This window comes from Rhodobacter aestuarii (assembly GCF_900156655.1).
In the GTDB taxonomy this organism is placed as follows: Bacteria; Pseudomonadota; Alphaproteobacteria; order Rhodobacterales; family Rhodobacteraceae; genus Rhodobacter; species Rhodobacter aestuarii.
The window spans coordinates 291,858-306,096 of record NZ_FTOG01000002.1 but is presented as its reverse complement, the minus strand read 5'-3'; the positions used below and the strand labels follow the sequence as shown (position 1 = coordinate 306,096).

Below are 14,239 nucleotides of genomic sequence, written 5' to 3'. Positions count from 1 at the left end.
CCTATCCTTCGCATGTGTCCCGGGGGCGTGGACTCACGTCGCAGATGGGGCGCGCATACAGGAAAATAAGGCGTTTGGGAAGCATGGAGTTTGAAGGCGGTGCTACAACCTTGGGTTTTGCGGTGATTCGCTGGTGCATCCTGAGGTGTTTCGGCGCGCGGGCCGCATCACCGCCCCTCTCATCGCCAGAAATCCTTTTGCACAAAGAAAAAAGCGGCCCCGATGGGACCGCTTCGCATCATCTCTGCGCTTAGGCTTAGGCCAGCGCGAGGTTGATCGCCGATTCGCGACCGTCACGACCTTTTTCGAGGTCGAAGGTCACCGCTTGGCCGTCATTGAGGCCACGCAGACCGGCGCGTTCCACCGCCGAGATGTGGACGAACACGTCCTTGCCACCGGTTTCCGGGGCGATGAAGCCGAAGCCTTTGGTTTGGTTGAACCATTTCACGGTGCCGTTGGCCATCCGTCGTCTCCTTTTACATGCCGCCCGCGAAATTGCGGCGGCCCGGCTCAGTCACGTCACGATCGAGAACTACTGAAGCCGGTAACGGAGCAGGTCGTCGAGCTAGCGCGTTGCGCGGGAGTTGTATGCCCGCAAACGCACCGAAAAAGCAAGGAAATTGCAATGGTCATTGGGACGCGGGGCATTTTGGCACGCGACATTGCGGCCTATGGGGGGATCAGACGATCCGCCCCCAGAGGTCATAATCAGAGGCTTCTTCGACCTCGACGGTCACCATATCGCCGGGGCTAAGCCCCTCGAAATCTTCGTCGATGAAGAGATTTCCATCAATTTCGGGCGCATCGGCGCGGGTGCGGCAGGTGGCGCCCTCATCATCGACGGCATCGACCAGAACCTGTTGCAGGCTGCCCACTTTGGCTTCGAGCTTCGCTTCTGAAATCGCTTGCGCTTTTTCCATGAAACGGTCCCAACGCTCTTGCTTCACCGCGTCAGGCACATGGTCGGGCAGGTCGTTGGAGCGCGCCCCGGCCACGTTTTCATATTGGAAGCAGCCCACCCGGTCGAGTTGCGCCTCATCCATCCAATCAAGCAGATATTGGAACTCTTCCTCGGTCTCGCCGGGGTAGCCGACGATAAAGGTCGAACGCAGCACGATCTCGGGGCAATCGCGCCGCCACGCCGCGATTTCATCAAGCGTTTTGGCCGAAGCCGCGGGCCGCGCCATGCGTTTGAGCGTATCTGGGTGGGCGTGTTGGAACGGAATATCCAGATAGGGCAGCACCAGCCCCTCCGCCATCAGCGGGATCATCTCGCGCACATGCGGGTAGGGGTAGACATAGTGCAGCCGCACCCAAGCCCCCGAAGGCTGCGCGATTTGGCCCAATGCGCGGGTCAGGTCGGTGATATGCGCGCGCACCTCGCCTTCTTTCCACGGGCTCGCTTCATGCTTGCGGTCCAGCCCATAGGCGGAGGTGTCTTGGCTGATCACCAACAACTCCCGCACGCCCGCCTCCACCAGCTTTTCCGCCTCGCGCAGGACTGCATGGGCAGGGCGGCTCACCAGCTTGCCGCGCATATCGGGGATGATGCAGAATTTGCAGGCGTGGTTGCAGCCCTCTGAAATTTTCAAATAGCTGAAATGGCGCGGCGTCAGCTTCACCCCGGTCGGCGGCAGCAGATCAACAAACGGGTCGGGCTTGGGCGGCACGGCCCCATGCACAGCATCGAGCACCTGTTCATATTGCTCGGGCCCCGTCACCGCCAAAACCTTGGGATGCACCCCGGTAATGAACTCGGGCTCCGCGCCCAAGCAGCCGGTCACAATCACCTTGCCGTTTTCCGCCAAAGCCTCGCCAATCGCCTCAAGGCTTTCGGCCTTGGCGCTGTCAAGGAAACCACAGGTGTTCACAATCACCGCCTCGGCCCCTTGGTAAGAGGGCGAGATCGCATAGCCCTCGGCCCGCAGGCGGGTGAGAATGCGCTCACTATCCACCAGCGCCTTGGGGCAACCAAGGCTGACCATGCCAATGGTCGGCTGGCCGGGGCGCGGCGCATCAGTCAATTGCGCTTTGGGCGCAAGGTCGGGGCGAAGATCGGGCGGGTTCTGGCTCATGGCAGCGCTATACACCGGGAACCCCTGCGACGGGAAGCACCTTGCGCGAAAGCTGGTGACTGCGCACGATGGCCCGATATTGGAGGGGCTCGTATGGCCGGTAATGATTTGAGTGACCCGTTTGAATGGGCGGAGAAGCGACTGGAGCGAGAGCTTTGGCCACGGGAGCGAGAGTTTATCGTGTCGGGGGGGTGGGCCCGCAGCAACGATTTAAATTGGGCCGACCTGAGAAGCCCCGAGGTCGCGACCGACGAAAACCGCTTTGACGCACGGCTTATCCGCTGGCTGCTGACCAAGGACCTGCCCGGCGTGACCTGCCGCCACGAAGGGGTCGAATTGTGGGGACTCTGGATCGGGAACAAACTTGATCTGGAGGAAGTGGACTGCGGCCGCTCGCTAAAAGCAAACGCTTGCGTTTTCGAAGCGCCCCCGCTGCTGCAAGATGCACACCTGAAACACCTGTTCCTTCAGGGATCAATACTGCCGGGGCTGAATGCCCACAGGCTGACTTGCGCGGGAAATGTGTTTCTGCGAAAGGGCCTCGAGTCGAACGGCCTGGTCGATCTGGCAGGGGCGCGCATAGCTGGCACTTTGGACTGCATCGGCAGCACCCTTTCGGTGACTGAGGGCCGCGCGTTGAATTGCGATGCCGCCGTAATCGGGGCGGCCGTGTTCCTGAGCGACGGTTTCACCGCCACGGGCGAGGTGAACTTCGTGGGGGCCAAGATCACCGGGCAACTCTCTTGCGATGGCGGCAGTTTCTCGGCACTGCAGGGTCGCGCCTTGAACTGCGATAGCGCCGTGATCGGAGCGAATGTGTTCTTGCGCAACGGGTTCACCGCCACGGGCGAGGTGAACTTCGTGCGGACAGAGGTGACAGGAAATCTTCGTTGCCGATCAGCAAAGATCGAGGGGGTTTTCGACGCCGAGGGCGCAAAGATCGGCGGCGGATTCTTCTGGGAAGAAATCTCTGGAGCCGTCGAAGCTCTCGACCTCACCGAAACCAGCGTTTCCCGCTTGACCGACGACACCGCCTCTTGGGCCTGCGTCGAAACCGCCAAACTCTCCGGATTCCGCTACGACTCGATTCAAAGCGATATGACGGTGCAGGACCGCCTCGCTCTCTTGGCGCGGAAGGGGGAGCGGACGCTTACTTCCCCAACAACAAAACCTTCAACGCGAAGAGATTTCGACCCGCAGCCTTATAGTCAGCTTGCCAAGGTTTACGAAAGCATGGGCCACCGTATTGATGCGGCCAAGGTGCGGTTTGCCCGCGATGAACGGCTGATGTGGGCGGCCTTCGCGCGTGCCATGGCGCAATCAAAGCCCGATACATTTGGGAAAGGGACCGCTATCCTTTCCCTTATTTGGGGCCGGATATATCGAGATACCTTTGGCTTTGGTCACGCCCCATTCAAAGCCTTGCGCACAGCGCTGTTGATCCTGATTGCGACGTGGTGGCTCTCCGATCAAACCTATCAACGCGGGGAATTTGCCCCCGCCTCGCCCGTGGTGCTAACTTCGGCGGAATGGCTCGATGCCTCTCAGCAGGGGTGCAAAGCGCAACAAGTTGAAGGTTGCACCATGCCGTTGCAGCTTTGGGAGCAAAGCACCGCCTACCGCGATTACGAGACCTTTTCGCCCGCGCTTTATGCTCTTGACCTGTTCTTACCGCTCGACACATTGGGGCAGGAAGATGCTTGGGCGCCTTCCAAAGATCGGGGCGCGTTTGGCCTAACGCTTTATTGGGCGCGTTGGGCTGTGCAGCTTTCGGGCTGGTTGCTTTTGGCCACGGCGGCGGCGGTGTTCACCGGGGTGCTAGGCAAGAAAGACTGAGCCTTCCCGCCCCAATCACTCAGTGAAAATGAAATATATGATTTAGATCACGGAAAGTTTATGCTCGCTGTGCAGAAGTCACGATGCGCGGGGTCGGGCCGGGGGCTTCGTGTGTCGGGAAGACCCAAAGCCCCTCTCCGGCGCTGATGGAGGACCCTATGAATTTCTCTGCGAAATCCCGTTTGGCTGGGGGCGTGGCGCTGTGCCTCTTGGCCGGGCTTCCCTTCGCGGCGCAGGCGACCGAAGGCTATTTTGCTCTTGGCTACGGCACTGCGCAACGCGGCGTGGCGGGCGCAGGTGTGGCCTTTAGCCAAGATGCGATGTCCGGCGCGATCAACCCGGCTGCCGTTGCCTCGGTCGGGCATCAGATGAATATGGGCGTGGAGCTGTTCGCGCCGTTTCGGGAATATACCGGCACGGGCACCATGATGATTGCCCCCGGCACGGTGAAAAGCGACCAAAACATCTTTCCGGTGCCGAACTTCGCCTATAACCGCCCGCTCGCCAATGGCGCGGTCTTGAACTTTGCCGTTTATGGCAATGGCGGCATGAACACTTCTTATCCGGCTGTTGCGAATAGCGCGCTCGGGTGTGGCGGGGGCACCGGGGTCTTTTGCGGCGGCGAAGCGGGTGTGGACCTGACGCAGCTTTTCATTTCGGCGACCTATGCGAAAAAAGACGGGGCGTTTAGTTGGGGGATTGCGCCGACGCTCGCCATTCAAAGCTTTGGGGCAGAGGGGCTGGGTGCTTTCGCTGGGATGTCTGTCAACGGGGCAAACATGACCAATATGGCGCATGAGATGTCTTATGGCGTCGGGCTACGGCTTGGGATGCAATATGAGGTGAGCCCGCAGTTGACGCTTGGTCTGTCTGGGCAAACCCGGTTCGATATGTCGAAATTCGACAAATATGCCGGGCTTTTTGAAGATGGCGGGGATTTTGACATTCCGGCCTCGATCACCGCTGGTTTGGCGTTTAAGGCGCGCAGTGATCTGACGCTGCTTTTGGATGTGCAGCGCATTTTCTATAGCGATATCGGTGCGGTCGGGAATGCGACCGATGCCGGGGCCTTTGGGGCTGCGGGCGGCGCAGGCTTTGGCTGGGATGATGTGGATGTCATTCGCATCGGGGCCGAGTGGCAGCAATCGCCCGATATGACGTGGCGCGCAGGCTATGCCCATGCCACGAACCCAATTGGGCCGGAAGACGTCGCGCTGAACATTTTGGCGCCCGGCGTGGTCGAAGATCACTTCAGTGTCGGGGGCTCCAAACGGCTCAATGATCGCGATCAGCTTGATTTCTCGGTCAGCTACGTCTTGTCGAACAGCGTGTCGAACCCGTCGATTCCACTGGCAATGGGCGGCGGTGCAGTAGAGATCAAGATGCACCAAGTTTCTGCCGCGATTGGCTGGACCCGGAAGTTCTAAGCCTTTCTCCAGAAACAACAAAGGGCGCCACGCGGCGCCCTTTTTGCTTTGATTTTTGTCGCACTTAGCGACGGCGGTCGCGGCGGGCGCTCATCGGTTGGAATGCGACCGAGACATGCGCCTCGCAATAGGGTTTGCCAGCTTGCGCGGGCAGGCCGCAGAAATAGAAATTGTCCGTTGCCGGGTCGCCGATCGGCCATTTGCAGGTGCGCTCGGTCAGTTCCATCAGCGAGATTTTGCGCGAGCGTTTTTCCACTTCGCGGACCGAAGCCAGCGTCTCAGGGCTGATTTCATTGAGCGAGGGCTGCGGCGGCAGCGGTTGGCCAGCGGGCACAATGCCCGGTTTACGCAGCGCAGGTGCCGGGGCCGCCGTGGGGGCGCTAGGCGCAGCAGCGGGCGCGGGCGTCGGGCGCGGGGTTGCGGCGGCAGCCGGGCGCACGGGCTCGACTTCAACCTCGGGTTCCGGGCGCGCGGCAGGGGCCGCAGCGGCGGGGGCGGGCGTGGGTTCCGGTGCGGCGGGTTTGGGCGCGGGCGCGGCGGCAGGGGCCGCAGCGGCGGCACTTGCGCCCCCTTCCACCCGGTTCGACAAGCCCAGCCGGTGAACCTTGCCGATCACGGCATTGCGGGTCACCCCGCCCAGTTCCTTAGCGATCTGGCTGGCAGATTGCCCCTCGGTCCACATCTTCTTGAGAAGTTCGACGCGTTCATCGGTCCAGGACATCGGCATACCTTCGTTGGCGCCCTTCGGGGGCGGTCTTGACCCATTCTAACCGGGACGTGGCGAGATACAACCGAAGACCCGGAAATTCAAGGCCTCGCGCGCGAGTTCGCCTAGAACCGGGCTGCGGGGCGGCGCGACGAGAGCTGTAGGTTCGTCTCGGTGCGGCTGACACCCTCAAGACGGCGGATTTGCAACAGTGTCTCGTCCAGTTCCGCCAAAGACCGTGCGCCAATTTCCGCGATCAGATCCCATTGCCCATTGGTGGTGTGCACGGCTTGCACCGGCGGCAGACCCAAAAGGCGCGTGACGATCTTTTCGGTTTGCCGCCCGTCGATGGCCAGCATCATCAGCCCGCGCACCGGGGCGGTGGCGACATCGGTGCGGGTGATCACCGTGAAGCCCGAAATTTCCCCCCGGTTCATCAGCCGCTCAATCCGCGCGCGCACCGTGGCGCGCGACAGACCTAAGTGCCCGGCAAGGTCAGAGACCGCCGCTCGCCCGTCGCGGCGCAAGGCCGCGATCAGGCGTTGGTCGGTGGTATCCAGCCGCTCAGGCCCGTGCGGTGCCTCGCCCCACATCGTTTAGCCCTTTGCCGCAAGGATCGAGGCTTCAAGGATATCAAGCGCCTCGTCAAAGATTGCATCGGGGATGGTGAGCGGCGCAAGGAAGCGGATCACATTGCCATAAACCCCGCAGGTGAGCAGGATCAGGCCGCGTTTCAGCGCTTCTTCGCGGATGCGGTTGGTCATTTCGGGGTTCGGCGTCTCGGTGCCGGCGACGTTGAATTCGACCGCATTCATGAAGCCGGGGCCGCGGATATCGACGATTTCCGGCACCGCGTCTTGCATCGCCGCCAAGCGTTGTTTGAGCCGTGCCCCCAAGCGTTCGGCGCGGGCGCAAAGGTCTTCTTCTTCGATCACATCCAAAACCGCATGGGCGGCAGCCACGGCAATCGGCGCACCGGCATAGGTGCCGCCCAGCCCGCCGGGGTTCGGGCTGTCCATAATTTCGGCTTTCCCGGTCACCGCCGAGATCGGGAAACCCCCGCCCAGCCCCTTCGCCATCGTGGTGAGGTCCGCCGCAACGCCGTGGTGTTCCATCGCGAAAAGCTTGCCGGTGCGGGCAAAGCCAGTCTGCACTTCATCGGCAATCAGCACGATCCCATGCTTGTCGCAAAGTTCGCGCAGCTTGCCCATGAACCCTTCGGGCACCGGGTAGAAGCCGCCTTCGCCCTGCACGGGTTCAACGATAATCGCCGCCACACGGCCCGGTTCGATATCCGCTTTAAAGAGCCGCTCCAGCCCCGCGACGGCCTCTTCGGCGCTCACGCCATGCAGCGGGCAGGGGAAGGGCAGGTGCCAAACATCATTCATCATCGGGCCGAAGCCCGCTTTATAGGGCGCGACCTTGCCGGTCAGCGTCATGCCCATGAAAGTACGGCCATGAAAGCCGCCCGCAAAGGCCACAACGCCCGCGCGCCCGGTATAGTGCCGCGCGATCTTCACGGCGTTTTCCACCGCTTCCGCCCCAGTGGTCGCAAAGATGGTTTTCTTCGCAAAATCCCCCGGCACCAGCGCATTCAGCCGCTCGGCCAGCGCGAGGTAGTTTTCATAAGGCACGACTTGGTGGCAGGTGTGGGTGAACGCATCCAATTGCTTCTTCACCGCCTCGATCACCTTTGGGTGGCGGTGCCCGGTGTTCACCACCGCGATGCCCGCCGCAAAGTCGATGTAACGGGTGCCGTTTTTGTCCCAGATCTCCGCATTCTCTGCCCGTTCGGCATAGATCTGCGTCGTCATACCAACGCCCTTGGCGATGGCGTCTTGGCGGCGTGCGGTGAGTTCCGGCGAGGTCTGGACAGTCATGGGGGGCTCCGATTCGAGATGCCCCATCCTTCATCACTTTGCATTTTTTCTGCAAGAAAATTCTTGTCAGTTTCGGTGGCAGGGCGCATCTTCTGGGCGTAAGGCTGCAAAAATGACTGATCCATTGCCCAAACCTGTTTCCTCCGACACGGAACCCGATGCGCCGCCCCCGCTGTTTCGGGTGACCGAGGCGGCACGCGCGGCGGGGGTTGCGCCCTCCACCTTGCGGCTGTGGGAGACGCAAGGCTTGGTGACACCGCAGCGCCGTGCCTCTGGGCAGCGGCTTTACGCGGCGGCGGATGTGGCGCGGTTGCAGCGCATCGCTTATTTGCGGCGCGAGGCGGGGTTGAACCCGGCGGCCATTCGGGCCGCGCTCGAAAGTGAAAACAGCGCACCCACTGAGGCCGCGATCACCAACGAACCGCTTGGCGCGGCTTTGCGCCAATTGCGCCAAGCGCGCGGCGAAACGCTGGAGGCGGTGGCGCAGGCCGTTGGGGCCTCGGCCTCTGGGCTCAGCACGCTTGAGCGCACCGGGGCAGGCGTGTCCTTCAAGACGCTTGCCGATCTCGCGCAATATTATGGCACCACGGTCTCGCGCCTCTCTGGGCAGGAGGAAGAGGGGCATCCCGTTGTGCGCGCGGGCGCGGCGCGGATTTGGCCGATGCCGGTCGAGGGCGTGCGGGTCGAAGTTTTGGCTGAGGGCGAGCGGCAGATGGATTGCCACCGCTTCATTCTCGCCCCCGGTGCCGCGTCTGAGGGCGGCTATGGCCATGCGGGCGAAGAGTTTATCACCGTGATTGAGGGGCGCTTTCGCATCACCCTAGATGGCGATGAACTGCACGAACTTGGCCCCGGCGACAGCATCTATTTTGAAAGCCGCCGACCGCATGCTTGGGCCAATGCCGCTGACGGGCGCACGGTGGTGATCTGGGTGAACACGCCGCCCACGTTCTAGGGCACACCTTTGCGTGAGGCGGCTTGCGTCGTCGTCTGGGCAAGCGCAGTCTCGTCCAAATTGATGGAGTGCCCATGCGCCCGAGCCTGCTGCTTGTTCTGGTCCTTGCCCTTGCCGCCTGCAAGGAAGAGGTGCCCAAACCTTTGACCGATCCGCTGAACCTGCTCGATCACGCGAGCCAATGGCATGTGTTCGATATTGCGGGCATGGTGGTGCCCGATGGGATCGCGGTCACGATGACCGCGCCTGAACCGGGGGTGATTGCGGGGCAATCTGGCTGCAATCGCTATTCTGGCCGGGTCGAGATGCGTGAAAACCTGTTGCATGTCGGCGCGCTGAGCGGCACCCGGATGATGTGCCCGCCTACGGAGATGGAGGTGGAGCAGGCCTTCCATTCCACGATTGGCCGCGCCAAGGGGCTGCGGCTTGTGGGCGAGACGCTGGAATTCACCGATCTTGAAGGCAAGCCGCTGATCCGTGCACATAAATGAGCCCCGCTTGACGCCGCCACAGGTTTCCGAAAGGCTCGCCTCATGTTCCCGATCCGCGATCACAACCCGTCGAACCGCACGCCTTGGGTCACTTGGGCGATCATTGCGCTCAATCTTATCATCTATCTGCTCACCGTAGATTGGGGGGGCAATATGCGCGGGCTGTGGCTGCAGGGCGCGCTGTATCCCGAGGCGGTCACGCATGGCGTCTGGCTGCATGGGCTGTTCACCTACATGTTCTTACATGCCGGGATCATGCATATCGGCGGTAATATGCTGTTTTTATGGGTCTTTGGTGACAACTTAGAAGACCAGCTTGGCCATTTTGGCTTTGCGATCTTTTACCTGCTGGGCGGATTGGCTGCTGCGGCCGCGCAAATCGCGCTTGAGCCCCATAGTTCGGTGCCAATGGTTGGGGCCTCTGGCGCGGTGGCGGCGGTGATGGGGGGGTATTTGCTGCTCTTCCCCCGCGCCCGTGTCGATATTTTGGTGATCTTCATCATCATCTACAAAATTTTCACCCTGCGCGCCTTTTGGGTGCTGGGGGCATGGTTCGCGTTTCAGCTGTTTAACAGCCTTGGCGCGGGCAGCGATGGCGTGGCCTATATGGCGCATGTGGGGGGCTTCGTGGCGGGCGTTGCGATGATTTTGCCGCGCTTTTTGCGCCTTGGCGGCCCGGCGTTTTGGGGGCAAACGCAGGGCCAACCGCCCCATCCGTCCATCGACTATCAAGCGACCTCGGTGCCGATCGTGCCACGCAGGCGGCGCTAACCGCCTTTGCGATCGGCGCGGATAAAGGCCGCCGCGCGTTCCGCAATCATGATCGTTGGGGCATTGGTATTGCCGCTGACAAGCTGCGGCATGACCGAGGCATCAACCACCCGCAGCCCTGCAATGCCGCGCACCCGCAGTTTTGGGTCCACCACGGCCTGCTCATCGGTGCCCATCCGGCAGGTGCCAACGGGGTGATAAACGGTGTCGGCGCGGGCGCGGATATCGGCCATGATCGCCGCATCTGATCCATCATGCGGGTACAGCCGCTCGCCCCGCCACGGCGCCAACGGCGCTGCTGAGGTGATCTTTTCCAGCACCTGTCCGGCCCGCAGCATCAGCGCTTCATCGCGCGCATCCGCCAAAAAGGCGGGGTCAATCAGCGGCGCTTTGCGCGGGTTTCTTGAGGCCAGACGCAGCGTGCCGCGCCCATGGGGCCTCAGGGCACAGATATGGGCAGACCAGCCATTGGCCGTATGCATCTTGCGCATGTGCTGATCGACGATGCCGACAACGAAATGCATCTGTAAATCCGGGATCGGCTCTTGAGGCGAGGAGCGCAAGAACGCCCCGCCCTCTGCCATGGGGGAGGCAAAAAGCCCCTCGCCATGTTTGCGCCAGCCCCCTGCGGCGCGGGCAAGCCGCATCAGCCCGCCGGGGTTCAGCCCCACCACATCGCGCCGGGGCGAGGTATAGGAAATGATGTAATCAAGGTGGTCATGCAGGTTTTCACCGACACCGGGCAGGTTATTTCGCACCGCAATGCCAAGGCTTTGCAGATGCGCGCCGGGGCCGATGCCCGAAAGCATCAAAAGCTGGGGGGAGCCAAAGGCGCCCGCCGACACAATCACCTCTGCCCGCGCCTCAACCCGCAACCGTTTGCGGCCTTGGCGCACCAAAGCGCCCACCGCGCGCCCATCCTCAAGCAGGATCTTGTCGGCGCGGCTGCGGGTCAGCACGGTCAGATTGGGGCGCTGCATTGCCGGGTGCAGATAGGCGGCAGCCGCCGAACAGCGCTCGCCCTTGTGCGGCCCATCCCAAAATTGCGTGACTTGGTAGAGCCCGGCGCCTTCTTGGTCTGGCCCGTTGAAATCCTCATTCGGTGCGCAGCCGACTGCGCCGCAAGCCTCGATAAAGGCTTGCGAGATTTTGCGCGGGCGGCGTTGATCGCCCACTTGCAGCGGCCCGGCATCGCCATGCAAGGCGCACGCCCCGCGCATATTGCGCTCGGACGTTTTGAACCACGGCAGGCAATCCCCCCACGCCCAGCCCGTGGCGCCCATTTCGGCCCAGCGATCATAGTCTGACGGGTGGCCGCGCACATAGAGCATCGCGTTAATGGCCGAAGAGCCGCCCAACCCCCGCCCACGCGGCTGGAACCCCCTCCGCCCGTTGAGCCCCGGTTGCGGAACGGTGTGCAGCGCCCAGTTATGCGCGCGCAAATAGCCCGGCACCAAAGCCGCCACCAATGCGGGTGCTCGCACCAAAATATCGCGCGCCTCGTCTCCCGCCTCGACCAAGCAGACGGATATATCGGCATCTTCGCTGAGCCGTGCCGCCAGAACCGCGCCCGCCGAGCCGCCGCCCAAGATCACATAATCGAATTGCAAAAAGGCCCCTCCCGGATGGGAGGAGCCTAACCTGTTTTTGCCCTTTGCACAGCGTGACTTGCGTCACGCGACGCGCGGTTATTTGCGTTGCGTGCCGCCGGTGGCTTTAGTGACCTTATCGACCACCTTTTGCGCCACGGCCTCAATCTCGGCATCGGTCAGCGTTTTGTCGCGCGGTTGCAGCCGCACCGAAAGCGCGATCGACTTTTTGCCCGGGCCCATCTGTTCTTCGGCTTTCGCGCCGGTGAACTGGTCAAAGACCGAAACCGCCTCGATCAGCGTTTTATCGGCGCCGTAGGCGGCGTTTACGGCGGTGATCGCCTCGACGCCCGCATCCACCACAAAGGCGAAATCGCGCTCCACGGCGTGCAGATCACTCAGTTTCAGCGCAGCGCGGGTGGGGGTTTTCACCTTCGGGAAGGGCACGGCAGCGATATGCAGCGTGAACGCGACTGCCGGGCCTTTCACGCCCATTTCGCGCAGCACTTTCGGGTGCACTTCGCCAAAGCTCGCCATCAGGTTCGGCCCAAGCGCGATATTGCCCGACCGGCCCGGATGGAACCAGCCCGCGACCTTGCGGTTGATTTGCGCGCGTGCAGGCGCACCGATGGCGCTCAGCACGGCTTCGACATCGGCCTTGGCGTCATAAACATCCACCGCGCGGCGCGAGCCCCACGGGTCGCGCGGGGCGGATGCGCCAACCAAAAGACCCGCCGCTTGCAGCACTTGGTCGCCCGGTTCGCCGCCGGTGAAGGCCGGCCCAACCTCAAACAGCGCTAGATCGGCAAAGCCACGCGCTTGGTTGCGGGCGGCGGCTTGCAAGAGCCCCGGCAAAAGGTCGGGGCGCAGATGGGTCATTTCCGAGGAGATCGGGTTTTCCAGCCGCGTGGCCTCGGCCCCGCCGCCAAAAAGGGTGGCCGATTTCGCATCAATGAAGCTGTAGGTCACGCATTCATTGTAGCCAAGCGCGGCAATCGTGCGGCGCACCGTGCGTTCGCGCACTTGCAGCGGCGTCAAAATGGCATCGGGCACGCCCGTGGTTTCACGCGCCATCGGCTTGCCTTCAAGCTTGGTGAGCGAGGCGATCCGCGCCACTTCCTCGACCAGATCGGCTTCGCCCAAAACATCGGGGCGCCAGCTCGGCGGGGTGGCCATATCGCCCTCAAGCGTGAAGCCAAGCGCGGTGAGCGTTTCGCGTTGCGTCGCTTCCGGGATATCCATCCCAACAAGCGAAATCACGCGGGCCGGGTCGAGCTTATAGGCGCGGGTGGTATCCAGCGGCGCACCATCCGAGACCACGTTCGAGGCTTCACCGCCGCACAGATCCAGCACCATTTGCGTCGCCAGTTCCAGCCCCGGCAGCGTGAAGGCCGGGTCCACGCCACGCTCAAAGCGGTAGCGCGCATCGGAGTTGATTTTCAGCGCGCGGCCCGTGGCGGCAATGGTGATCGGGTCCCAATAGGCGCTTTCGAGGAAGACGTCGACCGTGTCTTCGGTCGCGCCGGAAAGTTCGCCGCCCATGATGCCGGCCAAGCTTTCGGGCTCTTTGTCGTCGCAAATCACCATTTGGCCGGTGCTGAGCGTGTAGGTCTTGCCATCCAGCGCCAGCAGTTCTTCGCCGCCCTTGGCGGGGATGATCCGCAGATTGCCCGCCACTTTCGCCGCGTCAAAGACGTGGAGCGGGCGGTTCAGATCATAGGTGAAGTAGTTGGTGATATCGACCAAGGCCGAGATCGGGCGCAGGCCAATCGCCATCAGTCGCGCTTGCAGCCATGCGGGGGAGGGGCCGTTCTTCACGCCACGGATCAAACGCCCGGTGAAATGCGGGCAGCCTTTTTCTTTCAGCGCCGGGTCGATTTGCACCGAAATCGGGCTCTCAAATCCGCCCGGCACCGCCTCCACTTCGAGCGGTTTCAACTGCCCAATACCGCGCGCGGCCAAATCCCGCGCCACACCGCGCACGCCCAACGCATCGGGGCGGTTCGGCGTGATCGCGATTTCAATCACCGGGTCCACCGCTTCGGGGCGGTTTTCGGCCAGCCAGTCGATGAATGTGTCCCCGACCTCGCCCGAGGGCAGTTCGATAATGCCGTTATGCTCGTCCGACAGTTCCAACTCGCGTTCGGAGCACATCATCCCGTGGCTCTCGATGCCGCGAATTTTGCCCACGCCAAGGGTGACATCAATGCCCGGCACATAGTCGCCCGGTTTCGCCAAAACGACGGTGATGCCTTCACGCGCATTCGGCGCGCCGCAAACGATGACCTTCTCGCCCTCGTTCGTCAGCACTTTGCACACGCGCAGCTTATCCGCATCGGGGTGCTTTTCGGCATGCAGCACTTTGGCCAGCGTGAAGGTGGCCAGTTTCGCCGCAGGGTTCACGACTTCCTCAACCTCAAGGCCAAGGTCGGTGAGCGCTTCAGCGATCTCGTCCACCGAAGCGTCGGTGTCGAGATGGTCTTTCAGCCAGGAGAGGGTGAATTTCATA

At 62.3% G+C, this 14,239-nt stretch carries 12 protein-coding genes; 5 read left to right on the top strand and 7 right to left on the bottom strand.

All coding sequences use genetic code 11. The features are described 5' to 3' along the window. Nucleotides 1-256: 256 nt before the first annotated feature. Nucleotides 257-463, bottom strand: coding sequence for a cold-shock protein (locus BW967_RS04645; RefSeq protein ID WP_076483875.1), 207 nt, complete (start codon nucleotides 461-463; stop codon nucleotides 257-259). A 217-nt stretch (nucleotides 464-680) separates the two neighbouring features. Then, on the bottom strand, nucleotides 681-2,075 hold the full coding sequence (gene rimO, locus BW967_RS04640; RefSeq protein ID WP_076483874.1) for a 30S ribosomal protein S12 methylthiotransferase RimO: 1,395 nt from the start codon (nucleotides 2,073-2,075) through the stop codon (nucleotides 681-683). A 669-nt stretch (nucleotides 2,076-2,744) separates the two neighbouring features. On the opposite strand from rimO, the gene BW967_RS04635 reads away from it, so the two are divergent. Both BW967_RS04635 and BW967_RS04630 read left to right on the top strand, forming a co-directional pair. After that, a complete protein-coding gene (locus tag BW967_RS04635; RefSeq protein WP_139327796.1) occupies nucleotides 2,745-3,911 on the top strand; it encodes a hypothetical protein in 1,167 nt (388 codons plus the stop codon). A 158-nt stretch (nucleotides 3,912-4,069) separates the two neighbouring features. Then, nucleotides 4,070-5,338 (top strand): OmpP1/FadL family transporter, encoded by a 1,269-nt coding sequence (locus BW967_RS04630; RefSeq protein ID WP_076483872.1) that lies wholly within the window; start codon nucleotides 4,070-4,072, stop codon nucleotides 5,336-5,338. 64 nt (nucleotides 5,339-5,402) lie between these two features. Here BW967_RS04630 and BW967_RS04625 read toward each other — a convergent pair whose 3' ends face one another. From BW967_RS04625 to BW967_RS04615, 3 genes are all read right to left on the bottom strand, one after another. Continuing rightward, nucleotides 5,403-6,059, bottom strand: coding sequence for a GcrA family cell cycle regulator (locus tag BW967_RS04625; protein ID WP_076484014.1), 657 nt, complete (start codon nucleotides 6,057-6,059; stop codon nucleotides 5,403-5,405). Between the two features lie 110 nt (nucleotides 6,060-6,169). Next, the gene (locus BW967_RS04620) at nucleotides 6,170-6,637 is read right to left on the bottom strand and encodes an Lrp/AsnC family transcriptional regulator (RefSeq protein ID WP_083951937.1); all 468 of its coding nucleotides are present in this window, start codon (nucleotides 6,635-6,637) and stop codon (nucleotides 6,170-6,172) included. A gap of 3 nt (nucleotides 6,638-6,640) precedes the next feature. Continuing rightward, nucleotides 6,641-7,924, bottom strand: a complete 1,284-nt coding sequence (locus BW967_RS04615; RefSeq protein ID WP_076484012.1) for a 4-aminobutyrate--2-oxoglutarate transaminase — start codon at nucleotides 7,922-7,924, stop codon at nucleotides 6,641-6,643. Between the two features lie 112 nt (nucleotides 7,925-8,036). Here BW967_RS04615 and BW967_RS04610 point away from each other — a divergent pair, with 112 nt between their 5' ends. From BW967_RS04610 to BW967_RS04600, 3 genes are all read left to right on the top strand, one after another. Then, nucleotides 8,037-8,879: a MerR family transcriptional regulator gene (locus BW967_RS04610; protein WP_083951935.1), complete on the top strand. Its 843-nt coding sequence runs from the start codon at nucleotides 8,037-8,039 to the stop codon at nucleotides 8,877-8,879. Nucleotides 8,880-8,953: 74 nt separating this feature from the next. Beyond that, nucleotides 8,954-9,370, top strand: a complete 417-nt coding sequence (locus tag BW967_RS04605) for an META domain-containing protein (protein ID WP_076483871.1) — start codon at nucleotides 8,954-8,956, stop codon at nucleotides 9,368-9,370. A 42-nt stretch (nucleotides 9,371-9,412) separates the two neighbouring features. Beyond that, the gene (locus BW967_RS04600; RefSeq protein ID WP_076483870.1) at nucleotides 9,413-10,141 is read left to right on the top strand and encodes a rhomboid family intramembrane serine protease; all 729 of its coding nucleotides are present in this window, start codon (nucleotides 9,413-9,415) and stop codon (nucleotides 10,139-10,141) included. Here the strand turns inward: BW967_RS04600 and BW967_RS04595 are convergent. Further along, nucleotides 10,138-11,751 carry a GMC family oxidoreductase gene (locus tag BW967_RS04595; RefSeq protein WP_076483869.1) on the bottom strand — a complete coding sequence of 538 codons (1,614 nt, stop codon included), beginning with the start codon at nucleotides 11,749-11,751 and terminating at the stop codon, nucleotides 10,138-10,140. The two genes, BW967_RS04600 and BW967_RS04595, sit on opposite strands and share 4 nt — an antisense overlap. 78 nt (nucleotides 11,752-11,829) lie before the next feature. Further along, nucleotides 11,830-14,238 (bottom strand): phenylalanine--tRNA ligase subunit beta, encoded by a 2,409-nt coding sequence (pheT, locus tag BW967_RS04590; RefSeq protein ID WP_076483868.1) that lies wholly within the window; start codon nucleotides 14,236-14,238, stop codon nucleotides 11,830-11,832. Nucleotide 14,239 lies beyond the last annotated feature (1 nt).